29 protein-coding genes and 2 riboswitches are annotated in these 26,889 nt (G+C 70.5%); of the genes, 14 read left to right on the top strand and 15 right to left on the bottom strand.

Annotated features, from left to right (window positions below; translation table 11 throughout):
* Positions 1-13: 13 nt before the first annotated feature.
* A complete protein-coding gene (locus tag VF330_RS38390; RefSeq protein WP_330856650.1) occupies positions 14-964 on the top strand; it encodes a S1 family peptidase in 951 nt (316 codons plus the stop codon).
* Between the two features lie 48 nt (positions 965-1,012).
* Here the strand turns inward: VF330_RS38390 and VF330_RS38385 are convergent, their stop codons facing one another.
* Entirely contained in the window at positions 1,013-1,903 is an 891-nt protein-coding gene (locus VF330_RS38385; RefSeq protein WP_330856649.1) for an NADP-dependent oxidoreductase, read from the bottom strand.
* Between the two features lie 49 nt (positions 1,904-1,952).
* Here VF330_RS38385 and VF330_RS38380 point away from each other — a divergent pair, with 49 nt between their 5' ends.
* Positions 1,953-2,519, top strand: a complete 567-nt coding sequence (locus tag VF330_RS38380; RefSeq protein ID WP_330856648.1) for a helix-turn-helix domain-containing protein — start codon at positions 1,953-1,955, stop codon at positions 2,517-2,519.
* Here the strand turns inward: VF330_RS38380 and VF330_RS38375 are convergent.
* Both VF330_RS38375 and thiE read right to left on the bottom strand, forming a co-directional pair.
* Positions 2,516-3,277 (bottom strand): class III extradiol ring-cleavage dioxygenase, encoded by a 762-nt coding sequence (locus VF330_RS38375; protein ID WP_330856647.1) that lies wholly within the window; start codon positions 3,275-3,277, stop codon positions 2,516-2,518. The genes VF330_RS38380 and VF330_RS38375 overlap by 4 nt on opposite strands.
* A gap of 31 nt (positions 3,278-3,308) precedes the next feature.
* On the bottom strand, positions 3,309-3,947 hold the full coding sequence (gene thiE, locus VF330_RS38370; RefSeq protein ID WP_330856646.1) for a thiamine phosphate synthase: 639 nt from the start codon (positions 3,945-3,947) through the stop codon (positions 3,309-3,311).
* A gap of 26 nt (positions 3,948-3,973) precedes the next feature.
* A riboswitch (TPP riboswitch) is annotated at positions 3,974-4,085 on the top strand.
* On the opposite strand from thiE, the gene VF330_RS38365 reads away from it, so the two are divergent.
* From VF330_RS38365 to VF330_RS38350, 4 genes are all read left to right on the top strand, one after another.
* Entirely contained in the window at positions 4,071-5,036 is a 966-nt protein-coding gene (locus VF330_RS38365) for an FAD-dependent oxidoreductase (protein ID WP_330856645.1), read from the top strand. (Overlaps the previous riboswitch by 15 nt.)
* Positions 5,033-5,233: a sulfur carrier protein ThiS gene (gene thiS / locus VF330_RS38360; protein WP_330856644.1), complete on the top strand. Its 201-nt coding sequence runs from the start codon at positions 5,033-5,035 to the stop codon at positions 5,231-5,233. The genes VF330_RS38365 and thiS overlap by 4 nt, the downstream gene beginning before the upstream one ends.
* A gap of 1 nt (position 5,234) precedes the next feature.
* On the top strand, positions 5,235-5,990 hold the full coding sequence (locus VF330_RS38355; protein ID WP_330856643.1) for a thiazole synthase: 756 nt from the start codon (positions 5,235-5,237) through the stop codon (positions 5,988-5,990).
* 75 nt (positions 5,991-6,065) lie between these two features.
* Entirely contained in the window at positions 6,066-6,509 is a 444-nt protein-coding gene (locus tag VF330_RS38350; protein WP_330856642.1) for a MarR family transcriptional regulator, read from the top strand.
* A 23-nt stretch (positions 6,510-6,532) separates the two neighbouring features.
* On the opposite strand, the gene VF330_RS38345 is transcribed toward VF330_RS38350, so the two are convergent.
* The 6 genes from VF330_RS38345 to VF330_RS38320 all read right to left on the bottom strand — a co-directional run bounded on the left by VF330_RS38345 (position 6,533) and on the right by VF330_RS38320 (position 12,501).
* Positions 6,533-7,030 (bottom strand): hypothetical protein, encoded by a 498-nt coding sequence (locus VF330_RS38345; RefSeq protein WP_330856641.1) that lies wholly within the window; start codon positions 7,028-7,030, stop codon positions 6,533-6,535.
* Between the two features lie 19 nt (positions 7,031-7,049).
* Positions 7,050-8,024 (bottom strand): amidase domain-containing protein, encoded by a 975-nt coding sequence (locus VF330_RS38340; RefSeq protein WP_330856640.1) that lies wholly within the window; start codon positions 8,022-8,024, stop codon positions 7,050-7,052.
* A 578-nt stretch (positions 8,025-8,602) separates the two neighbouring features.
* Positions 8,603-9,421 (bottom strand): bifunctional hydroxymethylpyrimidine kinase/phosphomethylpyrimidine kinase, encoded by an 819-nt coding sequence (thiD, locus tag VF330_RS38335; RefSeq protein WP_330856639.1) that lies wholly within the window; start codon positions 9,419-9,421, stop codon positions 8,603-8,605.
* Positions 9,418-11,073, bottom strand: a complete 1,656-nt coding sequence (gene thiC, locus VF330_RS38330; protein ID WP_330856638.1) for a phosphomethylpyrimidine synthase ThiC — start codon at positions 11,071-11,073, stop codon at positions 9,418-9,420. Before thiC ends, thiD begins: the two co-directional genes overlap by 4 nt.
* A riboswitch (TPP riboswitch) is annotated at positions 11,065-11,187 on the bottom strand. (Overlaps the previous gene by 9 nt.)
* A gap of 173 nt (positions 11,188-11,360) precedes the next feature.
* Positions 11,361-11,642, bottom strand: a complete 282-nt coding sequence (locus VF330_RS38325; protein ID WP_330856637.1) for a hypothetical protein — start codon at positions 11,640-11,642, stop codon at positions 11,361-11,363.
* A 256-nt stretch (positions 11,643-11,898) separates the two neighbouring features.
* Positions 11,899-12,501 carry a LysE family translocator gene (locus tag VF330_RS38320; RefSeq protein WP_330856636.1) on the bottom strand — a complete coding sequence of 201 codons (603 nt, stop codon included), beginning with the start codon at positions 12,499-12,501 and terminating at the stop codon, positions 11,899-11,901.
* A gap of 72 nt (positions 12,502-12,573) precedes the next feature.
* Here VF330_RS38320 and VF330_RS38315 point away from each other — a divergent pair, with 72 nt between their 5' ends.
* On the top strand, positions 12,574-13,509 hold the full coding sequence (locus tag VF330_RS38315) for an aldo/keto reductase (protein ID WP_330856635.1): 936 nt from the start codon (positions 12,574-12,576) through the stop codon (positions 13,507-13,509).
* Here the strand turns inward: VF330_RS38315 and VF330_RS38310 are convergent.
* Positions 13,506-14,084 carry a peptide deformylase gene (locus VF330_RS38310; RefSeq protein ID WP_330856634.1) on the bottom strand — a complete coding sequence of 193 codons (579 nt, stop codon included), beginning with the start codon at positions 14,082-14,084 and terminating at the stop codon, positions 13,506-13,508. The two genes, VF330_RS38315 and VF330_RS38310, sit on opposite strands and share 4 nt — an antisense overlap.
* Positions 14,085-14,192: 108 nt before the next feature.
* On the opposite strand from VF330_RS38310, the gene VF330_RS38305 reads away from it, so the two are divergent.
* On the top strand, positions 14,193-14,474 hold the full coding sequence (locus VF330_RS38305; protein WP_330856633.1) for a DUF3263 domain-containing protein: 282 nt from the start codon (positions 14,193-14,195) through the stop codon (positions 14,472-14,474).
* The gene (locus VF330_RS38300) at positions 14,471-15,079 is read left to right on the top strand and encodes a LytR C-terminal domain-containing protein (RefSeq protein ID WP_330856632.1); all 609 of its coding nucleotides are present in this window, start codon (positions 14,471-14,473) and stop codon (positions 15,077-15,079) included. Before VF330_RS38305 ends, VF330_RS38300 begins: the two co-directional genes overlap by 4 nt.
* Positions 15,080-15,207: 128 nt before the next feature.
* Here the strand turns inward: VF330_RS38300 and VF330_RS38295 are convergent, their stop codons facing one another.
* On the bottom strand, positions 15,208-17,364 hold the full coding sequence (locus tag VF330_RS38295) for an AAA family ATPase (RefSeq protein ID WP_330856631.1): 2,157 nt from the start codon (positions 17,362-17,364) through the stop codon (positions 15,208-15,210).
* 169 nt (positions 17,365-17,533) lie between these two features.
* Between VF330_RS38295 and VF330_RS38290 the strand changes: the two genes are divergently transcribed.
* Complete coding sequence (locus tag VF330_RS38290) at positions 17,534-17,914, top strand: hypothetical protein (protein ID WP_330856630.1); 381 nt, start codon at positions 17,534-17,536, stop codon at positions 17,912-17,914.
* A 67-nt stretch (positions 17,915-17,981) separates the two neighbouring features.
* Here VF330_RS38290 and pssA read toward each other — a convergent pair whose 3' ends face one another.
* From pssA to glp, 4 genes are all read right to left on the bottom strand, one after another.
* A complete protein-coding gene (gene pssA / locus VF330_RS38285) occupies positions 17,982-18,950 on the bottom strand; it encodes a CDP-diacylglycerol--serine O-phosphatidyltransferase (RefSeq protein WP_330856629.1) in 969 nt (322 codons plus the stop codon).
* Entirely contained in the window at positions 18,950-19,645 is a 696-nt protein-coding gene (locus tag VF330_RS38280; RefSeq protein ID WP_330856628.1) for a phosphatidylserine decarboxylase, read from the bottom strand. Before VF330_RS38280 ends, pssA begins: the two co-directional genes overlap by 1 nt.
* A 204-nt stretch (positions 19,646-19,849) precedes the next feature.
* A complete protein-coding gene (locus VF330_RS38275) occupies positions 19,850-21,277 on the bottom strand; it encodes a M48 family metallopeptidase (RefSeq protein ID WP_330856627.1) in 1,428 nt (475 codons plus the stop codon).
* Positions 21,278-21,304: 27 nt separating this feature from the next.
* A complete protein-coding gene (glp, locus tag VF330_RS38270; RefSeq protein WP_330856626.1) occupies positions 21,305-22,498 on the bottom strand; it encodes a gephyrin-like molybdotransferase Glp in 1,194 nt (397 codons plus the stop codon).
* A gap of 71 nt (positions 22,499-22,569) precedes the next feature.
* Between glp and VF330_RS38265 the strand changes: the two genes are divergently transcribed.
* From VF330_RS38265 to groL, 4 genes are all read left to right on the top strand, one after another.
* On the top strand, positions 22,570-23,211 hold the full coding sequence (locus VF330_RS38265; protein ID WP_330856700.1) for an AIM24 family protein: 642 nt from the start codon (positions 22,570-22,572) through the stop codon (positions 23,209-23,211).
* 78 nt (positions 23,212-23,289) lie between these two features.
* Positions 23,290-23,496, top strand: coding sequence for a cold-shock protein (locus tag VF330_RS38260; RefSeq protein ID WP_030470913.1), 207 nt, complete (start codon positions 23,290-23,292; stop codon positions 23,494-23,496).
* A gap of 67 nt (positions 23,497-23,563) precedes the next feature.
* Positions 23,564-24,793 (top strand): serine/threonine-protein kinase, encoded by a 1,230-nt coding sequence (locus VF330_RS38255; RefSeq protein WP_330856625.1) that lies wholly within the window; start codon positions 23,564-23,566, stop codon positions 24,791-24,793.
* Positions 24,794-25,009: 216 nt separating this feature from the next.
* Positions 25,010-26,629: a chaperonin GroEL gene (gene groL / locus VF330_RS38250; protein WP_330856624.1), complete on the top strand. Its 1,620-nt coding sequence runs from the start codon at positions 25,010-25,012 to the stop codon at positions 26,627-26,629.
* Positions 26,630-26,889: the final 260 nt, after the last annotated feature.

The raw sequence follows: 26,889 nt of genomic DNA, 5'->3' as shown, positions 1-26,889 counted from the left end.
GGCACGCGTCCGGTTGGCCTCTGACCAGAAAGCGGGCGAAGCCGCGGAGCAGGCGAAGGCCTCTCTGGGCGACGCGTTCGGCGGAGCGTGGATCGACCAGGCGAGCGGCAGACTGACCGTCGCCGTGACCAAGCCGGGACTCTCCGTGACCGGCGCGGACACGAAGGTCGTGTCGAACTCGCTGAGCAAGCTGAACGGGACGAAGTCGGTCCTCGACCTCATGAGCGCCCCCGCGGCGATCACGAGCTGGCGGGTCGACGAGAAGTCGAACTCCGTCGTGGTCGAGGTCAACAAGAACACCCGTGACGCCGCGGCGGACAAGTTCATCGCCACCGCGAAGTCGATCGGTTCGACCGTGACGGTCGAAGAGGTCACCGAGAACCCGCGGACGCTGTACGACCTGCGTGGTGGTGACGCCATCTACATGGGCGGCGGACGCTGCTCCCTCGGCTTCTCCGTGACCGGCGGTTTCGTCACGGCGGGCCACTGCGGCACCACCGGCACGGCCGTCCAGGGCTTCAACCGCGTCTCGGCCGGCTCCTTCGCGGGCTCGACGTTCCCGGGCAACGACTACTCCTGGGTGCGCACGAACTCCAACTGGACCCCGCGTCCGTGGGTCAACCGCTACAACGGCTCGAACGTGACGATCACGGGTTCCAGCGAGGCGGCCGTCGGCGCGGCGATCTGCCGGTCCGGCTCCACCACGGGCTGGCGCTGCGGCACCGTCCAGGCCAAGAACCAGTCGGTGAGCTACTCGCAGGGCACCGTGCGCGGTCTCACCCGCACGAACGCCTGCGCGGAGCCCGGTGACTCGGGTGGTTCGTGGGTCGCGGGCTCGAACTACAGCCAGGCCCAGGGCGTCACGTCCGGTGGTTCGGGCAACTGCTCTTCCGGCGGCACGACCTACTTCCAGCCGGTCAACCCGATCCTGTCGCGCTACGGCCTCACCCTGACGCGCGGCTAGTCCTCCAGCTCGTGAAGCGCCGCGGCACCTCCGGGTGCCGCGGCGTTCTCAGTTCACCAGGACGATCTTGCCGTGGGCGTGGCCGGTTTCGCTCAGCCTGTGCGCCGCCGGGCCTTCCTCCAGCGGGAAGACTCCGGCGAGCGGCACGGTGAAGAGCCCCTTCCCGGCGAGCTCCGCGGCGTCGGTGAGTCCGTGCAGGGCCTGCCGGAACGTGGTGGGGTCCGCCATGAACGACGCCTGGACGCCTTCCGGCGGCGACATGTCCGCGATCGTCAGCACCCGGCCCGCGATCGGCACCAGGTCCGCGACCGCGCCCGCGCAGTGCAGGGCCGCGTCCACCTTCCCGGTCCGCTCCGCCAGGCCTTCGCCGTAGACGACCGGGGTGGCACCCAGACCAGCCACGAAGTCCTGCGTCGCCGGACCCGCGGTGCCGATCACCTGAGCGCCGCGCGCGACGGCCAGCTGGATCGCGAGCGTGCCGACGCCGCCCGCTGCCCCGGCGATGAGCAACGTCGTGCCCTCGCCGACTTGGAGGAGGTCCAACGCCCTGGTGGCGGTTTCCGCGTTCGCCGCGGCACCACCCGCCTGTTCCCAGCTCAGGGCGGCCGGTTTCGGCGCCCACGCGGCCAGCACGGCGTGGTCGGCGTTGGCGCCGCCGAGCTGCCGCAGGTCGACGATGCCGAAGACCTCGTCTCCCGGTCGGACGCCGGTCACCCCCTCGCCGATCTCGTCGACGACGCCCGCCGCGTCCACGCCCGGCACGTGGGGGAGCGGGACGCGGTGCCCGAGCCGGCCCGACCGCAGCGCGGTGTCGGCGGGGGTGACGCCCGACGCGCGGACGGCGATGCGGATCTGGCCCGCGCCGGGGTGGGGTTCGGCCACCTCGCCGACTTCCAGCAGGTCAGCAGGGCCGAAGTCGGTGTACCGGAGTGCTCGCATGGCGGCGAACGTAGTGGAACAGGGCGTCCGCTTAGCGCAAACTGAGACGGTGACGGCGGAAGTGACTCAGAACCTGCGGTCGGACGCGAGGGACAACCGCGACCGGATCCTGGAGGTCGCGCGCGCGGCGTTCGCCGCGGACGGGCTGGACGTGTCGATGCGGGAGATCGCGCGCCGCGCGGAAGTCGGTCCGGCCACGCTCTACCGGCGGTTCCCCACCAAGGAGGCGTTGGTGGTGGAGGTGTTCTCGGAGCAGATGGCGGCGTGCGCGGCCGCGGTCGGCGCAGGGCTGGAGCACGCCGACGCGTGGGAGGGGTTCCGCCACACCGTGGAGGAGGTCTGCGTCGTCCACGTGCTGAACCGGGGGTTCGCGGCGGCGTTCCTGACCGCGTTCCCCGCGGCGATCGACTTCGCGGCGGTTCGCTCCACGGCGTTCCGGCAGCTCGCGGAGCTGGTGCGCAGGGCCAAGGCGACGGGCCGGCTGCGCGCGGACTTCACGGTCGACGACCTGGTGCTCCTGCTGATGGCGAGCAGCGGCGTGCGGGTGGCGACGCCGGCCGCCGCGCGCCGGTTCGCCACCCTGTTCCTCGAAGGTGCGGCCGGCCGACCTCGCTAGCTGAACTGCACCGACCGCTTCGACAGGCCGTACCAGAAGCCGTCGACGCCGGTCCGGGCCTTCTCGTCGCTCGCGGCGCCCAGCGCCACGAACAGCGGGGCGAAGTGCTCAGTCCGCGGGTGGGCGATCCCGGCTGCGGGTGCCTTCCGCTGGAAGTCGAGCAACGCGTCGACGTCGCCGTTCGCCAGCTGCTGGTGCGCCCAGTCGTCGAACTCCCTCGACCACGACGGCGGCTCGTAGTCCGGTCCGGCCGGGAAGTTCACGCAGCTGAGGTTGTGCGTCATGAAGCCGCTGCCGACGATCAGGACGTTCTTGTCCCGCAACGGCGCGAGCTTGCGACCGACCTCGTGCAGCTCCCGCGGGTCGAGCGTGGGCAGCGACATCTGGAGCACCGGCACGTCCTCGTCCGGGAACATCTCCTTCAACGGCACGTAGGCGCCGTGGTCGAGACCGCGCGCCTCGTCCTGCTCGACGTGTCCGCCGAGGAGCTTGCGCACGTCGTCGGCCAGTTCCGGCGCGCCGGGTGCGGCGTAGGTGACCTGGTAGTAGCGCTGCGGGAAGCCCCAGAAGTCGTAGACCAGCGGCACGGTGGTGGTCGCGCCGATGGTCGTCGGCGCCTCCTCCCAGTGCGCGGAGACCATGAGCACGGCCTCCGGGCGCGGGAGGGAAGCGGACCAGTCCCTGAGCTCTCTGGTCCACGTCTCGTCATCGGCCAGCGGGGGTGCCCCGTGGCTCAGGTACAGAACTGGTGCGCTCACGTCTCCGAGCGTACGCCGTTTAGTTCAAATTTCAACGACTAAGTTCAACTTTGAACGACCTGGCCGCCTCGCGGGGGTCCTCGGCGTCGGTGATGGCCCGGACGACGACCACGCGGGTGGCGCCGGCTTCCTTGACCTCGTGGAGGTTCGCGAGGTCGATGCCTCCGATCGCGAACCACGGCCGTGCGGACTTCGTGGCCCGGACGAGGTCGAGTCCCGGCGCGGGACGGCCCGGCTTGGTCGGGGTCGGCCAGCACGGGCCCGTGCAGAAGTAGTCGACGCCGGGTTCTTCCGCCGCGGCCCGCATCTGGCCGACGTCGTGGGTGGAGCGGCCGATCACCACGTCGTCGCCGACGATCCTCCTGGCGAGCGGGACGGGCAGGTCGTCCTGGCCGAGGTGCAGCACGTCGGCGTCGACGGCGTGCGCGATGTCGGCGCGGTCGTTGACGGCGAGGAGCTTGCCGTGGCGTCCGGTGGCCTCGGCGAGGACCTCGATCGCCGCGATCTCCCGCTTGGCCTCCAACGACTTGTCCCGCAGCTGGATGATGTCGACGCCGCCCGCGAGGGCCGCGTCCGCGAACTCGGCCAGGTCGGGCCGGTCCGGTGTGCAGAGGTAGAGGGTCGCGTCGGCGAGTCGTTGCCTGATCAGGTTTCCGTCGAGTCCTGGCACGCACGCACGTTAACCGTTATGTTGGCCTTGGTCCGCACGGGAGCCTGGAGAAGACCGGGCTGAGAGGGAGCGTGGTTCGCTCCGACCGTCGAACCTGATCCGGGTCATGCCGGCGCAGGGAGCGTGAATGCCTTGAGCAGCGTGGAAGTGGCCGTCCTCGGTGGCGGTGTCATCGGCCTGTCCGTCGCGCTCGCCGCGGCGCGGGCCGGGTTCTCGGTGTCCGTGCGCGACGTGGGGTCGCCGCACGCGGGTTCACGGGTCGCGGGCGGCATGCTCGCGCCGGCGACGGAGGCCTGGCCCGGCGAGGAAGACGTGGTGGCACAGGGGGTCGAGGCCCTCGCGATGTGGCCCGCGTTCGCCGCCTCGATCGGCGTGCCGCTGTTCACCGCCGGGACGCTGGCCGTCGGGACCCAGCCCGGTGACCTGGCGGATCTGCGGCACTCGGGGGAAGTGCTGACGTCGCGGCAGATCCGCGCTCTCGAACCCTCGCTCGGACCGGCGGTGCGCGGTGGCGTCTACGCCTCCGGTGATCTCGCGGTGGACAACCGGCTGCTGCTTTCCTCGCTGCGGAAGGCTTGTCTGGACGTCGGTGTGGTGTCCGATGTGGAGGGACGCGTCACGGTGATCGCCGCCGGGGCGTGGAGCGGGGAGCTGCACCCCGCGCTGAAGGACGTGATCCGGCCGGTGAAGGGCGAGATCCTGAGGCTCAGCCACCGGCCTGGAGCCCTGCCACCGCCGCGGCACACCATCCGGGCGCTCGTCTCGGGCCGGCCCGTGTACCTGGTTCCCCGGGACGACGGCCTGGTCGTCGGCGCGACCCAGTACGAGGCCGGGTTCGACACCGACGTGTCGGTCGCGGGCGTGCGGGACCTGTTGCGGGACGCGGAAACCGTGCTGCCGGGCATCACCGAGTACGCGCTGACCGAGGCCGCCGTGGGGTTCCGCGCGGGCAGCCCCGACAACGTTCCCGTCGTGCGCAGGCTCGAACCCGGCGTCATCGCCGCGACCGGCCACCACCGCAACGGACTCCTGCTCGCCCCGCACACCGCTCGCCGCGTCGTCGAGCTGCTCCAGGGAGGAAGCCCGTGAAAGCACAGGTCAACGGCACGCCGCGCGACTTGGCCGACGGCACGTCGGTGGCGGCGGTGGTGTCGCTCGTCGGCGCTCCCGACAAGGGCGTCGCCGTCGCGCTCGACGGCGCCGTGGTGCCGAGGGCGTTGTGGGAGAAGACGATCGTGCCGGACGGCGGCGTGGTCGAGGTGCTGACCGCGGTCCAGGGAGGCTGACGTGGACGACCCGTTGATCATCGCGGGCCGGGAGTTCCGGTCCAGGCTCGTCACCGGCACCGGTGGTGCCGCCAACCTGTCCGTGCTGGAACGCGCCCTGGTCGCGTCCGGCACCGAGCTCACGACCGTGGCGATGCGCCGCGTCGACGCCGCCGGGCAGACCGGCGTGCTGGAGTTGTTGCGACGGCTGGGGATCGAGGTCCTGCCGAACACGGCGGGCTGCCGCACGTCCGCCGAGGCCGTGCTGACCGCGCAGCTGGCGCGCGAGGCGCTGGAGACGAACTGGGTCAAGCTGGAGGTCGTCCACGACGAGGAGACGCTGCTGCCCGACCCGGTCGAGCTGCTCGACGCCGCCGAACGGCTGGTGGACGACGGTTTCGTCGTCCTGCCCTACACCAGCGACGACCCGGTGCTGGCGCGGAAGCTGGAGGACGTCGGCTGCGCGACGGTCATGCCGCTGGGTTCCCCCATCGGCACGGGCCTCGGCATCCGCAACCCGCACAACATCGAGCTGATCACGTCCAGGGCGTCCGTCCCGGTGGTGCTCGACGCGGGCATCGGCACGGCGTCCGACGCCGCGCTCGCGATGGAGCTCGGGTGTTCGGCGGTGCTGCTCGCGACCGCCGTCACCAGGGCGCAGGACCCGGAACGCATGGGCGCCGCCATGCGTTGTGCGGTCGAGGGCGGACGTCTGGCGCGCTTGGCCGGACGAATTCCGCAGCGCTTTTGGGCCCAAGCGTCTTCGCCGGGTCTCTGAGGTCGCTACCGTGGGTACTCACGTGTTGGGGGATGATTGCTGACCACCTGAACCCGCCGAGGAGGACGACAAGCCGTGACGGCCCCCATTGACGCCGAGGTCGAGGACGCGACCGCGCGCCTGTACCTGGCGATCGGCCGGCTGGCCCGGTTGCTGCGACGCACCGGTTCCCCCGGACTCGGCCCCGGCGCGGTCTCCGCGCTGGCCACCCTCGCGCGCTGCGGCCCCATGCGCCTCGGCGACCTCGCGAACAAGGAGGGCGTGGCACCCCCGACGCTCTCCCGCATAGTCGCCGCGCTGGTCGAAGCCGGTTACGTGAAGCGCGAACCCGACCCGCAGGACGGCCGCGCCTGGCTCGCCACCCCCACGCCCGAGGGCGAGACGATGGTCTCCGGCGTGCGGTCCGCGCGGGTCCGCGAGCTGCAGCGCCGCATCGAGCAGCTCACGCCCGAGCACGTCTCGGCGCTGGTGAACGCGCTGGACGCGTTGGAGACGCTGGTCGGCGAGGAACCGAAGTAGCGGCCGGCTCAGGTTCCGGCCGATCAGCCCGTCGACGGCACGGTGTTCGCGGGAGCCAGCGGGCGGGAGTCCGTCGGGGACAGCGGTTCGCGGAGGTCGACGTACCAGCGGCCGTCCTCGTCCCGCAGGTAAAGGCGTTCGCGGTAGTCCTGCCGGCCGGCTCCGGCACCGGTCATCGACCCGGACAGCACCGCGTACGAGTGGTCGGGAGTGGCGCCGTCGAGGATCTCGGAGCCGGTCAACCTGATCTCGCGGCCACCGTACGCGTCGAGCCGTCGTCGCACGCCCGCTGTGAGGGCCGGACCGTCGTTGCCGGAGATGCGCCGCAAGGCCTCCGCGTCGCGGCGGTTCACCGCGTCCACGTACGACGCGACCGCTTCCTCCCGGGTGGGCGCCCCGCCGGACGAGCCACGCGAGACCAGCAGCACGACCACGACCGCGGCGACGACTCCGGTGGTGACCAGCACGAGCACCGGCCACCCCCGGAAGCGCTGCCAAGCACTGTGCCGGCGACTGCTCATGGCTTTGCAGAATATCCCATCACGTGCGGTGGGCGAACCAGACAGCTCCCGGTTCCTGCGGCAGCAGCCAGCCCCAGAAAGGCACGTTCAACCGGTTCGTCGTGTGATAGGTCAGGAAGATCTCACTCGCCGCTCCCGGGGACCCGGAATATCCGGTCACGATCATCGTGTGGTTGATGTTCCCGTCGTTTTCCCAGTCCGCCTGCAGGACGTCGGTCGTCAGCATCTCGTAGACGTTCGCCAGTGGCGCCGTCCGATGCGAGTACACCTGCGCGTACAGCCCCCAGTTGTGCGCGCCGGCCCAGCTGTAGGTCTGGTTCAGGAAGTTGTACCACCAGTAGTGGTTGTCCTGGTAGAAACCGGACTCGTGGGTCCAGCCCCCGGCCTCCACGATCTGGGAGATGAAGTTGGTGCAGTCGTTGTCGAACGTCCGGTAGGCCGAGTTGTAGTTGTCCCAATGGGCGATCGCGTAGTTGTACATCGCGCCGTAGTCGTACTGAGCGGAAACGTCCGACTTGGCGATCTGGAGTTTGTCGGTCACACCCGCGGGAGCCCGGACTCCCGCCTGGGCCGCGGTGGTGACGTTCGCGGACGGTAGCGACCCCGGTGACGACGACGGCTTGTGGCCGCCGTCCTCGCGGGCGACCTCGACGCCGTACTGGGTCGCCATCGGCGGTCCTCCGCCGTCCAGTTCGGGCTTCGCGGCGTCGAGCACCCAGGCCCCACCCTGCCGGACGAAGGCGAAGTGGTGCCCGAGGCTGTACGCCTCGAACTGCGGCGCACTGCCCTCCACCTTGCCGAAGTACAACTTCGTCCGTTCCGTGGCGTGCACGTCGACCCTGGACTGGCCATCGGCTTCGAGACGGTCCACGACCACATTGACGTCGGCCTTCGCGTAACCCCGCCACGACGTGTTCGCGGTGAGGGCGCGTGCCCGGTCGAGCTGGTGCGACTCGGCATCGAGCCGTGTCCGCAACGCCGGCGTGGTGGGCACGGCGGTCAGCGACTGACCGGCGGTGACGGCCGCAAGCTGCGTGACCTTGAACGCCCGTTCCGCCAGATACCGGTGAAGCAGTTCCTGCGCCTGGGCCCGGGACAGGTCAGGCGCCGATGCCGCTACCGCGCCCGATTGGAACGATGCCGAAAAGGCTGTCAGGAGCACGGCGGACAAGAGAATCGACGCGCGTTTGATTCTGACCATTTCCACCCCTCTGTTCATCATTTCTGCGCAGGGGGTGGCCTCGTGAAGTCGGCGCCGACGCTGCCGAATCGATCCCTCTTCGACCTGTGCTCGATCTCTGCAGACATCGCGAAACGGTGCGGCGCGCGCTGCTGAATGAATCCCCCGACGAAGTCGAGCACCTGCCGGCCACTTCTCGTGGCAGCCCCCCGGCCGCACCGTCCCCGTTGTCGGGCGGCCGGGTTCGACCCTACTCCTGGATCATGTTCGAGCCGTGGGCTGTCCGAGTGAAAGTGACGGGGCAGGCGAAATGCGCGGATGAATTTGACGGGTCGTCGGGAATTGCTTGCGGAAGGCGAATGAAATTCTCAGGCGAAGACTCGGATCACCGCTCAGCCCGTGAGCTTCCAGAACGGTGACACCGGCCCGACGCCCGCACCCAGCGGGTACGCGGCCGCGACCGACCGCACGATGAAGTCCTTGCCGAACCGCACCGCTTCCGGCACCGACGCGCCCAGGGCCAGAGCCGCGCTGATCGAGGACGCCAGCGTGTCACCGCTGCCGTGCGTGTGCGCGGTGTCGTAACGAGGTCCGGGCAGCTCGATGAACTCGCGGCCGTCGTGGAGCAGGTCGAGGCACTCCGGGTCGTCCCACATGTGGCCGCCCTTCACGAGCACCCACTCGGGGCCGAGCGCGTGCAACGCCTCCGCCGCCACCCGCTGGTCCGCGCGGTCCTTCACGGCGATGCCGGTGATCAGCCGCACCTCGTCGAGGTTCGGCGTCACGAGCGTCGCGCGCGGGAAGAGCAGGCCCCGCAACGCGTCCAGCGCCGAGTCGGCCAGCAGCGGGTCGCCGTGCATCGACGCCGAGACGGGGTCGACGACGAACGGCGTCCTGCCCGAACGGCCGATCCCGACGCGGTCCAGTGCCGGCGTGACGGCCTCGATGATCGCCGCGGACGCCAGCATGCCGGTCTTCGCGGCCTGCAGACCGATGTCCTCGGCCACCGCGACGACCTGCGCCGCGACGGTGTCCGGCGGGATCTCGGCGACGCCCGTGACGCCCAGCGAGTTCTGGACCGTCACGGCCGTGAGGGCGACGCAGCCGTGCACTCCGCACGCGAAGAGCGTGCGGAGGTCGGCCTGGATGCCCGCACCACCGCCGGAGTCGCTTCCGGCGATGGTGAGGACCCTGGGTGGTGCCTGCGTCACGACGTCTCCACGACCGGGAGGTAGACCTTGTTCCCCGTGCCGGCGAACTCGTCCGACTTCTCGGCCATGCCGGCCTCGATCGCCTCCACAGTGGACAGTCCGCGTTCCTCGGCGTAGCGCCGCACGTCCTGCGTGATCTTCATGGAGCAGAACTTCGGCCCGCACATCGAGCAGAAGTGCGCCGTCTTCGCCGGTTCCGCGGGCAGCGTCTCGTCGTGGAACGAGCGCGCGGTGTCCGGGTCGAGCGACAGGTTGAACTGGTCCTCCCAGCGGAACTCGAAGCGCGCCTTCGACAGCGCGTCGTCCCAGTCCTGGGCGCCGGGGTGGCCCTTGGCGAGGTCCGCGCTGTGGGCCGCGATCTTGTACGTGATCACGCCCGTCTTCACGTCGTCGCGGTTCGGCAGGCCGAGGTGCTCCTTCGGCGTGACGTAGCAGAGCATCGCCGTGCCGAGCCAGCCGATCTGCGCGGCCCCGATCGCCGACGTGATGTGGTCGTACGCCGGCGCGATGTCCGTGGCCAGCGGGCCGAGGGTGTAGAACGGCGCCTCGCCGCACCACTCCTCCTCGAGCCGGACGTTCTCGGCGATCTTGTGCATCGGCACGTGGCCGGGGCCCTCGATCATCACCTGGACGTCGCGGGAGCGCGCGATGTGCGTGAGCTCGCCCAGCGTCCTGAGCTCGGCGAACTGCGCCTCGTCGTTGGCGTCCGCGATGGAACCCGGCCGCAGCCCGTCACCCAGCGAGAACGTCACGTCGTAGGTGCGCAGGATGTCGCAGAGCTCCTCGAAGTGCGTGTAGAGGAAGCTCTCCCGGTGGTGCGCGAGGCACCACGCGGCCATGATCGACCCGCCGCGCGAGACGATGCCCGTGACGCGCTTCGCGGTGAGCGGCACGTACCGCAGCAGCACGCCCGCGTGCACGGTCATGTAGTCGACGCCCTGCTCGCACTGCTCGATCACCGTGTCGCGGTAGACCTCCCACGACAGCGCCGCCGGGTCGCCGTTCACCTTCTCCAGCGCCTGGTAGATCGGCACGGTGCCGACCGGGACGGGGGAGTTGCGCAGGATCCACTCGCGCGTCTCGTGGATCCGCTTGCCGGTGGAGAGGTCCATGATCGTGTCGGCGCCCCAGCGGGTCGCCCAGACCATCTTCTCCACCTCGTCCTCGATCGACGACGACACGGCGGAGTTGCCGATGTTGGCGTTGATCTTCACGAGGAACTTCTTGCCGATGATCATCGGCTCGGCCTCGGGGTGCTTGCGGTTCAACGGGATCACCGCACGTCCGATGGCCACCTCCGCGCGCACGAACTCCGCGTCGAGGTTCTCGCGTGCGGCGATGTAGCGCATCTCCGGGGTGATGATCCCGGCCTTCGCGTACGCGAGCTGGCTGACAGCCCCGCCGATCGGTTCGCGTGCGGCGACCCACCCCGCCCTGCGGGCGGGAAGTCCACTGTGGACGTCGATGGTCGCGTTCTCGTCGGTATACGGACCGGAAGTGTCGTACAGGTCGACGTGTTCGCCGTTGGTCAGCTCCACCCTGCGGAAGGGCACCCGGATGTCGGAGTCGACCTCGCGGTACACCTTGCGGGAGCCCGAGATCGGGCCGGTGGTCACACTGGGCTTGACCGAACGGTCGTCAAGTGCCGTCACGACATTCCTCCCTACGCCGGCATTACCCGGTCAGGTTCAGGCGGTCGGTGACACCGGCTGCACAGCCAGTCACCCTCTCAGCCCGCTCAGGCGCGAGCTCCCGCGTTCTTGTTGAGTTGTCGAGACCCGACCATAGTCAGAGCGCGCCGCAGCTGCCAAGGGCGCGGTTTGGCCCTAATGTTCTCTCCCGTGGCGGATCATCAGCCGTTCCCGCCCGGCGCGCGTCGCGGTCAACGTCCCGCCGTGGTCTCGGCATGCCCTTCGTGCGGGGAGCTGGCCGGACGCGGCTACCCCGACTGCGGCTTCTGCGCCGAGCTGCTCGACCAGTTCTGGCTCGCCGACTGGGAGGCCCTGCGGACGTCGTCGCAGCTCGCGGACCGGGAGCTGGCCGAGCTGGTGACCTCCGCCGACGTCGGCCAGTACCCCTGGACGTGCGTCGACTGGGCGATGACGCTGCTGGCGTGCTCGCGCTGCGGTGCCGAGCTCGGCACCGGGCCGGTCGAGTGCGTGCGGTGCGCGGTCACGGAGGAGCGCCGGTGGAACTGGGACCACTCGGCCCACCCGTCCACGATGAGCGCGAACGAGCACCTGCTCCGCGTCGCCCGCGCCGCCCTGCGCGCACCTCACCGGCGTCGTCCGGCCGTGGTGCAGGCCTGGCAGCTGGTGCTGCCGTTCCTGATCGCCGGTGAGGTGATCGAGTTCGGCCGGTTGGACCGGATCCGCGCGCACGTGCTGGCCGGCGGCTACGCGACGATGGCCGCCTGCCACACCCTCGCCGAGCTGGCCGGGCTGCCCGAGCTCTTCTGGCGCAGGGGCGACCCGATCTCAACGCGGGTCGAGTACCAGCCTGACTCCGAGCGCCAGCAGCACGCCGCCCGACAGCTTCTCGAGAGCAGGGCGGACGCGCGGGCGGCTGAGCCAGCCGCGGATCGTGTGCAGGACCGACACGATGACGAGGTACCAGAGGGTGTCGATGACGACCCAGCCGACGGCGAGGAAGAGCAGAACCCCCTTGCCGGCCTCCCCGGCAGGCACGAACTGCGGTAGGAACGAGATCGCGAACACGCCGAGCTTCGGGTTGGCCAGGTTCACGACCAGCCCGCTGCGGAACGCGCGGCTCGCCGGCGGCGGTTCGGCGTCCGGCAGGCTCTTGCTCAGCAAGGCCTTCACGCCCAGGTAGATCAGGAAGACCGCACCGGCGATCCGCAGCCCGTGGTAGGCGATCTCGGACGCCGTGAGCAGGACGCTGAGCCCCAGCGCAGCGGCGACGGCCCAGCAGGCCACTCCGACCTCCATGCCGAACACCGTCGCCAGCGCGGCCCTCCGCCCGTGCACCGACTGTCGCAGGACCATGGCCGTGCCGGGTCCTGGCGACAGTGCGATGAGGAACGAGGCCGCGACGAAGGCGACGATGTTTCCGAGTGGCATGCCATCGATGGTCGCTCCGGCCGCAACTCGTTTCTTGACCTGGAGCGCGCTCCAGGATGTTCGGTGGTCGGCATGACCTTGGAACTGGGGAAGCTGGGATTCGGCACGTGGGCGATGGGCGGCCCGTTCTCGGGCCCGGACGGACTGCCGGTGGGCTGGGGACCCGCGGACGACGCGGAGTCGGCGAAGGCGCTGCGGCGGGCGGTCGAGCTGGGCGTGACGTTGTTCGACACGGCGGACGTCTACGGCTGCGGGCACGCGGAGACGGTCGTGGGGCAAGCGCTTGCGACCGTGCGTGACCAGGTGTCGATCGCCACGAAGTGGGGCTGCGGGTTCGACTCGGCCTCGAAGAGGATGACCGGGAACGAGGGGTCGGTTCCCTACCTGCGCCGCGCCGTCGAGGGGTCGTTGCGGCGGCTGGGGACCGATCGGATCGACCTGTACCAGCTGCACGTCGGCGACCTGTCGTTCGAGGAGGCCGGGCCGCTGCGGGACGAGTGCGAGGCGCTGGTCGCCGAGGGCAAGATCCGCGCCTACGGGTGGAGCACGGACGACGTCGAACGGGCGCGGTTCTTCTGCGAGGGCGAGCACGGCATCGCGGCGCAGGCCGACGTCAACCTGCTGTTCGACAACCCGGAGATGTACGCGCACGACTTCGCGGTGCTGTGCCGCCGCCCGCTCGCGATGGGGCTGCTGGCGCGGGAGACGTTCCCCGAGCTGCCGGCCGACGACGTGCGCGTCACGAACCCGTCGTGGCTGCGGTTCTTCGTCGACGGCAAGCCGTCACCGTCGTACTTCGCGGCTCGCGAGGCCGTGCGGGACGTGCTGACGTCCGGCGGCCGCACGCTGGTGCAGGGCGCGCTGGCGTGGTTCTGGGCGCGTTCTCCCCGGCTGGTGCCGATCCCGGGCGTCCGGACGGTGGCGCAGGTCGAGGAGAACGCGGGCGCGCTGGCGTTCGGCGCGTTGACGGCCGACGAGCTGGCGCAGGTGGAGTCGGTGCTGCGTTAGTCCTCGTCGTCGCCGAAGTTGGCGGGGTCGGACGGGTCCCAGGACAGGTCCGGCTGGTTCCAGTCGTTGTCGCGCAGCATCCGCTTCGACTCCTTCCTGTACCGGCCGACGAGGCGGTCGAGGTACGTGAAGCCGTTGAGGTGGTCGGTCTCGTGCTGGAGGCAGCGCGCGAAGAAGCCGGTGCCCTCGACCTCGAACGGCTGCCCGTCGAGGTCGAGCCCGGTCACCTTCGCCCACCGGGCGCGTCCGGTCGGGTACGCCTCGCCGGGCACGCTCAGGCAGCCCTCGAAGTCGTCGTCCGGGTCCGGCATGGTCTCGGGGACCTCGGACGTCTCCAGCACCGGGTTGCAGATGGCGCCGCGGTACTGCTTGCCCTCGTCGTCGGGGCAGTCGTACACGAAGATCCGCAGGTCGATGCCGATCTGGTTGGCCGCGAGGCCGACTCCGCGCGCCGCTGCCATCGTCTCGAACATGTCGTCGGCGAGAGCCTTGAGCTCGGCGCCGAACTCGGTGACCTCGCGCGTCGGGTTGTGGAGCACGGGGTTGCCAACGATGCGGATGCGGTGCACGGCCATGGGCAAACTTTAAGCGAGCCAAAACTGTCGGTGTCGCGCGGTAGGTTGGAACGATCACGTGATTGAATTGCCCGCACCTGAGATGGTGTGGCGACCGTGGGGAGCCAGATGGATCACACCGAGACGCTCACCTCCGCTGACGGCTTGACCAGCCGCGACCGCACGATGCTCGCGTTCGAGCGTCAGTGGTGGAAGTACTCGGGATCCAAGGAACAGGCCATCAGGGAACTGTTCGACATGTCCGCCACCCGCTATTACCAGCTGTTGAACGGTCTGATCGAGTCCGAGGCCGCACTGGCCGCGGACCCGATGCTGGTCAAACGGCTGCGGGGCGTGCGGACAGGCCGCCAAAGGGTGCGCGCACGCGCCAGGAGCACCGAGGACCGATGACCTCCCCCGAGTCCGCAAGTCCGTCCCGTCCCGCCAAGGCCGCCGGCTTCGCCCTGCTCGGCGTCGCCGCCGTCGCGCTGGTGATCGGCGTCATCAGCCTGTTCGGCGGGGGGTCCGACACCCCGCCGTCCGCGGAGGGGTCGTCCTCCGCGCCGCCACCGGCCACGACGTCCGCTGCCCCGGCTTCGTCCACCGAGTCGTCGGCCGCGCCGACAACGCCGTCATCCGCACCTCCTGTCACGACCACGGCCCCGCCCACCACGTCCGCTGCCGTGCCGCCTCCGCCCGTCACCCAGCCGGGTGTCGCGAAGGAGCCCGTTCGGGTTTACAACAACTCGACGATCACCGGGTTGGCTTCCAAGGCGTCCGACGAGGTTCGGGCCAACGGGTGGACCGTTGCCGGTACCGGCAACTACTCGCAGGGCACCATCCCGACCACCACCGTGTACTTCCGGCCCGGGACTGCTGAGGAAGCCTCCGCCAAGGAGTTGGCTGCGGTGTTGCGGGCCCGGGTCGAGCCCCGGTTCGACGGGATCGAGTCTTCCGCGCCCGGGATCATTTTGATCGTCACCAACGATTATCAGGGTGCTTCCAAGAGCAAGTAGGGCTGGGTTCCAGCGTGGGCGTGCACCTCGGACGAAAGAGCGGGGTGCATCGCCGCTTCGCGACGCCGAAGAATGGGCCATCACCCAGGAGCTCGCTTCGCATTGCTCCCGGGTGTGCGTTGCTGCTGCTAGCGGCCTGCGGCGTAGGCCGCCAGTGATGCCAGCTGTGCCGGGTTCAGTGACGGTCGGACCACCGTGCGGGCCTTCGCCAGGTGGGCTTGCGTCACCTCGGCTGCTTCCAGGGACTCCCGCATTGCCGTCAGTGCGGCCTCTCGGACCAGGGCCGCGCAGTCTGCCGCCGAGTACATGTCCAGTTCGGTGGCCAGGGTCGCCAGGTCCACGTCGCTTGCCAGAGGCGTGTTGCGCGACGAGGCCTTGAGGATTTCCGTGCGTGCCTCGGCGTCCGGTGGTGGCACGTAGACGAGGCGTTCCAGCCTGCCCGGTCGCAGGAGGGCCGGGTCGATCAGTTCGGGGCGGTTGGTCGCGGCGATCACCACCACGTCGCGGAGGGGTTCCACGCCGTCCAGTTCGGTCAGGAGGGCGGCTACCACCCGGTCTGCCACTCCCGCGTCGGACGACTGGCCTCGGCGTGGGGCCAGGGCGTCCACCTCGTCCAGGAAGACCAGGGCCGGGGCCGCGTCTGCGGCGCGGCGGAAGAGCTCGCGGACTGCTCGTTCCGACTCTCCCACGAACTTGTCCATCAGTTCGGCGCCCTTGACCGTCAGGACGTTCAGCTGGCCGGAGCCTGCCAGTGCGCGGACCAGGAACGTCTTGCCGCATCCCGGCGGGCCGTAGAGGAGCAGGCCGCGGGGCGGGTCGACGCCCAGGCGGGCGAAGGAGTCCGGGTAGCGTAGCGGCCAGAGGGCCGCCTCCGTCAGGGACTGCTTCACCTCCTTCATGTCGCCGACGTCGTCGAGCGTCAGGCCGCCGGTCTGGACGGTGTCGGAGGCCGACATGGAGATCGGTCGCACGGTGTTGAGCGCGCCGAGCAGATCTTCTTGTCCCACGCGGGGTTCCGCCGCTTCGCGCTGCCGCAGTGCTGCGCGCACGGCGGCTTCGCGGCGCAGTGCGCAGAGGTCGGCCGCCACGAAACCCGGTGTGCGGGCGGCGACCTCGCCGAAGTCCACATCGGACTGGACGGGCACGTCGCGCAGCAGCACGCGCAGGAGCTCGGTGCGTCCGGCCGCGTCCGGCAGGGGGAGCGTCAGCTCGCGGTCCACCAGGTCCGGCGCGCGCAGGCGGGCGTCCACCGACTCGGCGCGGGCCGAGGTGACGACCAGGGCGAGGTTCGGGCGGGACACGGCCGTGCGCAGGATGTCGAGCACCACGGTCGCGACCGGCGGGGGAGCGGTCGGCAGCAGCGCGTCGATGTCGGTCAGCAGCAGCACGGTGGGCTGCTCGGGCACGACGGAGATCGCGTCACCGAGCTGCTTCGCCATCGCGCCCGGCTCCAGCACGGCGATGCTCGGCGCGGCCAGCTCGACGACGTCCGCGCCGACGGACCGGGCCACGGCGCGCACCAGCGTCGCCTTGCCGACGCCCTCGGGGCCGCTGACCATCGCGGCGAGGCGGGCGGACGCGCCCAGCTTCGTCAGCAGCTCGGGCTGCCGGAACATCAGCTCCAGCCACTCCGTGAGCCGCTTGGCCTGCTCGCGCTGACCGACCAGGTCCGCGACGGGCAACGCCTCGTGCTTCTCCTGCACCACCACCGGCGTCACCTCGGCGGCCGGCGCCGAGGCCGAACGCCAGCCCACGACGCTCGACGGCTGCACGGCCACCGGCCCCGCCGGGTCGGTGGAGGTGATGGTGATCAGCTCGTTCGTCCACGTCATGCCGATGGCGTTGGACAGCTTCCGCCGCGTCTCGGACACGTTCGCACCAGGCGGTGGCGCGAGGTCCTGCGGCAGCAGCGACACGCTGTCGCCCACCGTCAGCACCTTGCCGGTCAACGCCATGCGCACGTGCTCCGGCGTCAACGCGGTGGTCGCCAGCCGCGAGCCCGCGACGGTGATCGACCGGGCCCCGGCCACCTGCACCGGCGCCACGACGACCTCGGCCCCCTCGACCACGCCGAGGTTCGTCAGCGTGACGTCGTCGACGAGCACCACACCGGGCGGCTGCTCGCCTCCGGAGGCGGCGAGGGCGGCACTGACGCGGGCACCGGTCAGCTTCACGGCGTCCCATGCGCGCAGCCCCAGGGCGTCGAGCACCTCGGGGTGCAGGCGGACGACGCCGCGCCGGGTGTCCAGAGCGGACGGGGACAGGCGAGCCGTCAGCGTGATCACGAAGACGACTCTAGTTCCTGGCGGGCGGACGTGGCGGTCGGTCGGAGATCAACGAACAGCGTGCGTGCGGACAGGGTGTGGTCGCTGGACCTTTGCGACTTCGTCTCCGGATGGTGTGAGGTTCGGAAAGCACGGGTCCACCCCTGTCGTCGATTCGGAGAGATGTCTGATGAGTGTCCAGTTCCTCGACTTCCGGGAGCTCTCGTCGCGGGAGGCCAACGCTCCGTCCTTGCGTGACGGTGTGTCGCGGGGTGACTCCGGGATCCGGGAACGCATCGCCGAGTACCTCGATCGTGCCGACTTGCTGTCCGTCACGACGGAGCCGACCTACGACGTGCTGGCCGACGAAGAGGTGGAGATCGGGCGCTATGGCACGCGCACCGATGGAGTCTGGATTTGGCCTTTCGATCTCTCCCACTACGTCAGGACCTACAACATCTCGCTACCCGCTGAGTTCGTCGAATGGGCCGCGGGCCTGAACTGGATGCCGCCCGCCGTGTCCGATGAGCGCATCGACGCGATCGTGGAAGAAATCACCGAGGGCGAGTAGTCGATCTCAAAAGCCGAGGGCCGGACACGTTCGAAACGTGTCCGGCCCGGAAGCACAGCAAAGAGGATCAGGGCTTCGACTGACGCCTCAGCCCCAGCTGCCGCCAGGACCGCCGCCGGTTCCCAGCGGTAGGAGCCGTGCCCTCCGCCGCAGCAGCGGTGGAAGCGTCACGCCGTGGACGACGCACCGCGCGCTTGGCTGCACCGGCCACGCGGCTCTGCAACGGCTGACGCAGGCCGAGGCGACGAGCAGCCACGCCGTGCGCGCGCTTGATGGCGCGACGGTCGGCCCCGGTGACGGTCCACGCCTCGGGGTGCTTGGAGAGCCACATGTACCGGCGCACCGAGTACGGCAGGTGCGCGAGGTACACGACCATCGCGATGATCAGCGCCACCAGCGGGTACGTGATCACGGCGGCGGCGAGCAGGCCGACGGCCACCAGCAGGGGGGCCACTGCGCGCGGCGGCACCTTCACCGTCTTCACGGACAGCGTCGGGATGCGCGACACCAGCAGGATCGCGACCACGACCGTCCACACGCCCACCACGACCGGTGAGTTCCACCAGCCGTCGGTGCGGACCTGCTCCTCGATGATCAGCGGTAGCAGCAGGAGCAGGCCGCCCGCCGGAGCGGGGACGCCCACGAAGAACTCCTTCGCGAACGGCGGCTGTTCCTTCTCCAGCAACGTGTTGAAGCGGGCCAGGCGGACCACCATGCAGACCGCGAAGATCAGCGCGATGACCCAGCCGGCGCGGTTGCCCTCGAACTTCCACAGGTAGATCGCGAGGGCGGGCGCGACGCCGAACGAGATGGCGTCCGCCAGCGAGTCCAGCTCCGCGCCCATCTTCGACGTCGCGTCCAGCAGGCGGGCGATGCGGCCGTCGAGGCCGTCGAACACGGCGGCCGCCGCGATCGAGGCGATGGCCGCGCCCCACATGCCGACGTTCGCGAAGTGCACCGCGGACAGGCCGGCGCACATCGCCAGGACCGTGATCGCGTTCGGCAGCAGGCGAACGCCGGGCCCGCTGGGAGCCATCAGGCCTCCGGGAGCTCGGCGAGGACGGTCTCCCCGCCGATGGTGCGCTGGCCGGCCTCGACCAGGACGCGGCTGCCGCGCGGCACGTAGAGGTCCACGCGCGAGCCGAAGCGGATCAGGCCGTAGGTCTGGCCGGCGGCGACCTTCTCGCCCTCGGCGACCTCGCACACGATGCGACGCGCGACCAGGCCGGCGATCTGCACGACGACGAGGTCGTGGCCGTCGACCGTGCGCAGCCACACGGTGTTGCGCTCGTTCTCCTCGGAGGCCTTGTCGAGGTCGGCCGAGAGGAACTTGCCGGGGTGGTACGAGACCTGGACGACCTCGCCGTCGGCGGGCACGCGCTGCACGTGCACGTCGAAGACCGACAGGAATACGCTGACGCGCGTCATCGGCTGGGTGCCGAGGCCGAGCTCGGCGGGCGGGACGGCGTCGACCACGTGCGAGACGGTGCCGTCGGCCGGGGCCACGGCGATGTTCGGACGGGTCGGCGTCACGCGCTTCGGCTCGCGGAAGAACCACGCCACCCACGCCGTGACCAGGCCGAGGACGACGCCGAGCCGCTTGAAGCGCAGCCGGACGAGGAGGGTCGCGATCGCCGCACCGGCGACGAACGGGCGCCCTGCCGGGTGCATCGGCGGCACCATGCCGCGCGCGAGTTCGAGGAAGTGGGAGACGGGCTTCTCGCTGCTCATCGTGTCTGTGGGTTCCGTAGCGTCGGTGGGGTGTCGGGCGGCATCACGCTACGGCAACACGCCGAACCGCCCGTCGGGACCGCCGGGAAGACAAGTGGCCGGTCGGCCCGTGCATCCCCCGACGAACGCACGCGCCGACCGGCGCCTGCAACCAGTGTAATCCCGGTCACATGGAGTCAACAGTGTCGTCGGGTGAGCGTTCCGTCACGGTCCGTCGAGTCCGAGGGCCCGCAGCCGGGCCCGCGCCCCGGCGACCTGGTTGGCGTCACGGACGGCGGGTTCGACCAGGTCGTCCGGGTAGACCGCAGCTCCGTCCGGCATGCGCAGCCGGACCAGGCCGCCCCAGTTGAGTTCCGGCGTCGCTCGTCCAGCTGTCACGAGCTGGTCAGCGACCATGCAGCCGAGCAGTTCCGTCACGACGCGGACGGCGGCGTCGTGCACCTGCTCGGTCCTCAGCGACGCGTCGACCGGCCGGCCGGTGAGGTCGTGCAACCTGCCCTGCTCGAGGGCGGTCAGCACCGCACCGAGCGTGTCGCCGATCTTGCTCACCCTGCCCGCGTGCCGGAGCTTCTCCGCGTTCCAGCGCAGCAGCTCCGGAGCCCTCGCCGCGACGAGCTCCTCCCACGCGACCGGCGGCCCGGCCACCTTCACGAGGTCCGCGACCTGCTCCGGCGCGGTGCCGTCCAGCAGCACGTGGGCGGGGCGTTCGTCGATCGCGTCCACGACCACCGCTCCCGCCGCGGCCGGCTGGAAGGCCCTCATCGCGGCCACCCGCTCGCGGACCGGCGGATGGCTGTCGAACACCGACGTCGGTTCCTGCTCCGCGAGCACCGGTTCCAGCTTCCGCAGCCGGTGCACGCGCCGCGGGTGGTCCAGGTAGGCGCGGAAGCCCTCGACCAGGGGCGGGGTGCGGCCCGCGTGCGCGGCGAGCGAGACGTACCAGTGCAGGTAGTCGTTCCACGCCTCGGTGACCGGACCGATCCGCAGCATCGCCCGCGTCGCCGCCTCCCGGCCCGCCGCGGCGACCGCTACCTCGTCGGCGAACTGCTCGTGCTTGCGGCTCTCCGAGGCGGCGACCAGCGCGTACAGGCGGGCCCACGCGTAGAGGACCCCGAGCGAGTCGAACCGCTCGGCCGTGAGCCTGAGCGCGAGCGTCGCGCGGTGCGTGAGCGCCGAGACCCTGGTGTGCCCGCCGCCGTAGTGGCCGAGCTCGTGCGCCAGCACCGACCTGAGCTCACCGATGCCCATGCCCGCGACGAACGGGAGGCCGAGCTCCATGTACCGCGTCCCGTTGCGTTCCCAGACGCTCGCGTTCGCGTTGCCGACGAGCCGGATGTCGTCGGGGCCGCGGGTGCCGGCGACCCTCGCCAGCTCGTCCACGTGCCGCCAGAGCTCGGGGTGCGTCGCCCTGGTCAGCGCGACGCCCTCGGGGCGCGGGGTCACCCACATCGCGAGGGCCATCGCCAGCAGCGGGGAACCGCCCACCGTGAGCGCCAGCACCGCGAGGAGCACGCCGCCCTTGATCTCGCCGCGCTGGAAGAGCGTGAACGCGGCCCAGCCGAAACCCGTGAACAAGGCCACCGCGAGCACGAAGAACCCCGCGAGCATGGCCAGCCCCAGTGCCGCTCTCATGCCGTGCTTCCCCCAGGTAGTCCAGAACTACTGCAGGTATCTCACGACGACCTCGTCCCCCGCAGCCAGTTCGGTGACTTCCTCCGGCACCTCGATCAGGCAGTTGGACAGCGCCAGCGCCGACAGCAGGTGCGAGCCCGGCCCGCCGACCGGCGTCACGACCTGGCCGGACGCCGGGTCGTACAGGCCGCGCCGGAACTGCGTCCTGCCCGCGGGGGAGGTCAGGCCCGCCGACAGCGAGGCGCGCGCGGTCGTGCGTTCGACCTGCGGGTGGCCCATCGAGCGCAGCAGCGCGGGCCGCACGAACACCTCGAACGACACCTGCGCGCTCACCGGGTTGCCCGGCAGCGTCAGCACCGGCAGGCCCTCGTAGCGGCCGGAGCCCTGCGGCCCGCCCGGCTGCATCGCGACCTTCGTGAACTCCACGTCGTGGCTCGCGAGGGCGTCCTTGACCACCTCGTAGGCGCCCGCGCTGACCCCGCCGGACGTGACGATCACGTCCACCGCGCCCAGGTACGGCCGCAGGGCCTCGTGGAACGCGTCGACGTCGTCCGGCACGAACCGCAGCTGCAGGGCCACGGCTCCCGCCTCGCGCACGGCGGAGGCGAGCATCATGCCGTTCGACTCGTAGATCTGCCCCGGCAGCAGCGGCCTGCCCGGTTCGACCAGCTCGGAGCCCGTCGACAGGACCAGCACGCGCGGGCGGCGGCGCACCGGCAGCTCGGCCAGCCCGAGCGCCGAGGCCAGCCCCAGCGTGGACGGGCGCAGCACGGTGCCCGCCACCAGCACCGGGTCGCCCTTGCCCACGTCGTCGCCCGCGGTGCGGATGTTCGCGCCGGCCTCGACGGCCCGGTTGATCGTCACCGCCTCCGTGCCGGCGTCGGTCCACTCGACCTGGACCACCGCGTCCGCGCCGGGCGGCACCGGCGCGCCGGTCATGATCCGCTGCACCGTGCCCGGCTCCAGCGGGGTCAGCTCCACGCGGCCCGCGGGGATGTCGTCCGCGACCGGCAGCCGGACCGGGAGCTCGCCCAGCTCGGCGGCGCGCACGGCGTACCCGTCCATCGCGGAGTTGTCGAACGGCGGCAGCGAGAGCGGCGCCATGACGTCGGCGGCGAGCACCAGCCCGAGGCACTCCTCGAGCGGCAGCTGGAGCACGGGCATCAGCCCGACGAGCTCCGCGACGCGTTGGCGGTGTTCGGCGACAGAGGTGGGGGGCACGACTGCATACTGCCAACGTCGCGCCGGGCGTGACGACCGCCTTGCCCAGTTCTCCACCGGAGGTGTTGTTCGTGCAGGTCAGGACCAGGCACACACCGACGTTCGGCGTGGCGAGGCTCGTGCTCGCGCCCGGCGAGATGGTGCTGGTCGACCCCATGACCATCGCGGCCACGAGCTACGGGCTCGCGGTCGAGGTGAAGGGCGCCGGCGCGAAGGCCGTGGCGCTGTGCACGGCGGGCGCGGAGGGCGGCTGGCTCGACGCGGCCCCCGTGCTGCCCGGCGACCTGCACCTCGTCGAGCTCGACGGGAAGAACGGCTGGTGCGTCTCCCGGCACGGCTGGGTCGCGTCCAGCAGCACGGTGGCGATGAACCCGGAGTCGCCGCCCATGAAGGCGCTCTTCGGCGGCGCCGAGGGCTTCCTGAACTACGCGCACGGCCAGGGCGCCGTCGTGCTCGCCTGCTGCGGCGCCCTCGACCTCGTGACTCTGGCGGTGGGGGAGGCCGTGACCATCAGCAGTGACCACGTCGTGGCGTTCGCGGACACCCTGCAATGCCGGCTGCGCCCGTCGGTCCCCGATGGCGTGCAATCCATTCACACCGGTGAGGGTCTGGTGTTCGACTTCGCCGGTCCCGGCGCGGTCATCACCCAGACGCGCGGACCGCGGCGGCTCTCCACCTGGTTGCGCGCCAACGGAGTCAGCTCGCGTTCATGACTCCGTAAGGAGGTATCCGCGTGCCTTTTCTTCTTTTAGCGTTGCGTTCTGCGTTTGCGTGATCTGAAGGAGGAAGCCTTGGCTCTCGGTACCGTCAAGTGGTTCAACTCCGAAAAGGGATACGGCTTCATCGCAACCGACGGCGGGCCCGACGTGTTCGTGCACTACTCGGCGATCCAGATGGAAGGCTTCCGGACGCTCTCCGAGGGCGACCGCGTGGAGTTCGAGGTGCAGGCGGGACGCGACGGGCGCAGCCAGGCATCGGACGTGCGCCGCGCCGGGTGAGCCTTCCTGATCACAGCTTGGACCAACCCCGAGCACTTCGATCTCGCCGGGCGTTAGGCTGCCTCGCGTGTCGGAGGACCTGAGCGGACGGCGGATCGCGCACTACCGGATCGACGGCGTGCTCGGCCGCGGTGGCATGAGCGTGACCTACCGGGCCACGGACGTGAGGCTCGGTCGCAAGGTCGCGCTCAAGGTCATCGGTGAGCACCTCGCGCCCGACGCGGAGTTCCGCGAGCGGTTCGTCGACGAGGCGCGCAACACCTCCGCCATCGACCACGCGAACATCGTGCCGCTGTACGACTTCGACGAGGTCGACGGCCTGCTGTACATCGCCATGCGGCTCGTGGACGGCCAGGACCTGGCGGGCCACATCAAGGAGGGCCCGCTCACCCCCGCGCGCACGCTGACGCTGCTCGGCCAGGTCGCCGAGGCGCTCGACATGCTGCACGGCAAGGGCCTCGTGCACCTCGACGTGAAGCCGGCGAACGTGCTGGTCACCACCAAGGAGGGGTCGCGCGAGCACGTCTACGTCGCCGACTTCGGCCTGACCCGCCGCGGCGCCACCGGGCACCGCACCCGGACGGGTGATTTCCTCGGGTCGCCGACCTACGCGGCGCCGGAGCACCTGCGCGGCGAGCCCGTCGACGGCCGCACCGACCAGTACGCGCTGGCCTGCATGCTGTTCGCCTGTCTGTCCGGCCGCCCGCCGTTCCAGGGCGGCGTGCAGGAGGTCATCGCAGGTCACCTGGGCCAGAACGTGCCCGCGCTGTCGCAGCTCGTGGCGTTGCCGCCGGCGATCGACGAGGTCATCCGCAAGGGCACCTCGAAGGACCCGTCGCAGCGGTACGCGACCTGCGCCGAGCTGGTCGACGCCGCCCGCGTCGCGCTGTCCGGGATCGCGCTCGGCTCGGCTCCCGCTCAACTCGGGCCGCAGTCCGGCTCGGTCGCGGCCCAGGGCCAGTCGCCGGTGTCGGGCCCGATGCCGCAGCAGAACCCCTACCAGGGCGGGTACCAGCAGCAGCCGCTGGCCGACCCGGTCCGCCTGCGCCCGCCGAACCAGGTGGGCGTGAGCGCGTTCACGTCCGGCCGCAAGGAGCGCCCCGCCTGGTTCGCGCCGGTCATCGCGGCCGCGGTGGCCATCGTGGTGATCGTCATCGTGGTGATCATCCTGTCGCCCGGCGACGAACCGGCACGTCAGCCCAAGACGAACTCCTCGCCGACGCTCAACATCGGCGACGAGGGCCCGACCTCGCGCAAGCCGCTGCCCACCTCCGTGCCGGTGCGCACGTCACGCTGAGAGTCACCTGAGGTCGCTTGCACTCGCCGTGCCCGAGTGCTAAACACGTCTTAGCACTCGGCTCAGTCGAGTGCCAACGAAGTGAGGCTGGGAAGGTGAGGCCCTCCGGGGTCGTCCGTCGCGGGCACCGAACCTGGCCAATCGCACCGTGTTCCGCTGTGGGCTCTGCCGGCCCGCAGTGGCCCAGAAACCACAAAGGCGGAGGAACACACCGCAATGGCCAAGATGATTGCGTTCGACGAGGACGCCCGCCGCGGTCTCGAGCGGGGTATGAACACCCTCGCTGACGCCGTCAAGGTGACGCTCGGCCCGAAGGGCCGCAACGTCGTGCTCGAGAAGAAGTGGGGTGCGCCGACGATCACGAACGACGGCGTCTCCATCGCGAAGGAGATCGAGCTCGAGGACCCGTGGGAGAAGATCGGGGCCGAGCTCGTCAAGGAAGTCGCGAAGAAGACGGACGACGTCGCCGGTGACGGCACCACGACCGCGACCGTTCTCGCCCAGGCACTGGTTCGCGAGGGTCTGCGCAACGTCGCGGCCGGCGCCAACCCGCTGGGCCTCAAGCGCGGCATCGAGCAGGCCGTCGAGGCCATCGCCGAGCAGCTGCTGAAGAACGCCAAGGAGATCGAGACGAAGGAGCAGATCGCTGCTACCGCGTCCATCTCCGCCGCTGACCCCACGATCGGCGAGCTCATCGCCGAGGCGATGGACAAGGTCGGCAAGGAAGGCGTCATCACCGTCGAGGAGAGCAACACCCTCGGTCTCGAGCTCGAGCTCACCGAAGGCATGCGCTTCGACAAGGGCTACATCTCCGGTTACTTCGTGACCGACCCCGAGCGCCAGGAAGCGGTCCTCGAGGACCCGTACATCCTGCTGTTCGGCTCCAAGATCTCCACGGTCAAGGACCTGCTCCCGCTCCTGGAGAAGGTCATGCAGGGCGGCAAGCCGCTGCTGATCATCTCCGAGGACGTCGAGGGCGAGGCCCTCGCGACCCTGGTCGTGAACAAGATCCGCGGCACCTTCAAGTCCGTCGCCGTCAAGGCCCCGGGCTTCGGCGACCGCCGCAAGGCCATCCTCCAGGACATCGCCACCCTCACCGGTGGCCAGGTCATCACCGAGGACGTCGGCCTCAAGCTGGAGAACGCCGACATCTCGCTGCTGGGCAAGGCCCGCAAGGTCGTCGTCACCAAGGACGAGACGACCATCGTCGAGGGCTCTGGCGACGCCGACCAGATCCAGGGTCGCGTCAACCAGATCCGCGCCGAGATCGACAAGTCGGACTCCGACTACGACCGCGAGAAGCTCCAGGAGCGCCTCGCCAAGCTCGCCGGCGGCGTCGCCGTCATCAAGGCGGGCGCGGCCACCGAGGTCGAGCTCAAGGAGCGCAAGCACCGCATCGAGGACGCCGTCCGCAACGCGAAGGCCGCCGTCGAAGAGGGCATCGTCGCCGGTGGTGGCGTCGCGCTGCTGCAGGCCGCCGAGGCCGCCTTCGAGGGTCTGCGCCTGTCGGGCGACGAGGCCACCGGTGCGAACATCGTCAAGGTCGCCGTCGAGGCTCCCCTCAAGCAGATCGCGGTCAACGCCGGTCTCGAGGGTGGCGTCGTGGTCGAGCGCGTGAAGAACCTCCCCGCGGGCGAGGGTCTGGACGCCGCGACCGGCGAGTACAAGGACCTGGTCGCCGCGGGCATCATCGACCCGGCCAAGGTCACGCGTTCCGCGCTGCAGAACGCCGCGTCCATCGCCGCGCTGTTCCTGACGACCGAGGCCGTCGTCGCGGACAAGCCGGAGAAGAACGCGGCTCCGGCCGCTCCGGACGCCGGCGGCATGGACTTCTGAGTCCGTCCCACCTGCTCCACCTCTGAGAGGCCCGGTTCGCCCTTGGCGAGCCGGGTCTTTCGGCGTTTTTGGGGTTCCAGCGTGGTTCTGTTGCGTTGTCCCCGGTGCCTGTTCCAGCGTGGTCATGCAACTCGGACGAATTAGAGGTGTTCATCGCCGCTGTGCGACGATCCGCGATTGGGGCTTGACTTCGGGGCCCTTGCGAGGCGCTGGGTCGGCCGGAAAAGGCCGGTAGCTTCGCGACCGGCCGAGCCACTAGT

The organism is Lentzea sp., from assembly GCF_036380075.1.
Lineage (GTDB): Bacteria > Actinomycetota > Actinomycetes > Mycobacteriales > Pseudonocardiaceae > Lentzea.
This window is presented reverse-complemented; position numbering and strand designations above follow the sequence as displayed.

Coding starts and splice junctions, on each gene's coding strand:
- VF330_RS38385 (WP_330856649.1), bottom strand. CDS start 1,903: ATGCGAGCACTCCGGTACACCGACTTCGGCCCTGCTGACCTGCTGGAA.
- VF330_RS38345 (WP_330856641.1), bottom strand. CDS start 7,030: ATGAGCAGTCGCCGGCACAGTGCTTGGCAGCGCTTCCGGGGGTGGCCG.
- VF330_RS38320 (WP_330856636.1), bottom strand. CDS start 12,501: ATGCCACTCGGAAACATCGTCGCCTTCGTCGCGGCCTCGTTCCTCATC.
- VF330_RS38315 (WP_330856635.1), top strand. CDS start 12,574: ATGACCTTGGAACTGGGGAAGCTGGGATTCGGCACGTGGGCGATGGGC.
- VF330_RS38310 (WP_330856634.1), bottom strand. CDS start 14,084: ATGGCCGTGCACCGCATCCGCATCGTTGGCAACCCCGTGCTCCACAAC.
- VF330_RS38305 (WP_330856633.1), top strand. CDS start 14,193: ATGGATCACACCGAGACGCTCACCTCCGCTGACGGCTTGACCAGCCGC.
- VF330_RS38300 (WP_330856632.1), top strand. CDS start 14,471: ATGACCTCCCCCGAGTCCGCAAGTCCGTCCCGTCCCGCCAAGGCCGCC.
- VF330_RS38290 (WP_330856630.1), top strand. CDS start 17,534: ATGAGTGTCCAGTTCCTCGACTTCCGGGAGCTCTCGTCGCGGGAGGCC.
- pssA (WP_330856629.1), bottom strand. CDS start 18,950: ATGGCTCCCAGCGGGCCCGGCGTTCGCCTGCTGCCGAACGCGATCACG.
- VF330_RS38280 (WP_330856628.1), bottom strand. CDS start 19,645: ATGAGCAGCGAGAAGCCCGTCTCCCACTTCCTCGAACTCGCGCGCGGC.
- VF330_RS38275 (WP_330856627.1), bottom strand. CDS start 21,277: ATGAGAGCGGCACTGGGGCTGGCCATGCTCGCGGGGTTCTTCGTGCTC.
- groL (WP_330856624.1), top strand. CDS start 25,010: ATGGCCAAGATGATTGCGTTCGACGAGGACGCCCGCCGCGGTCTCGAG.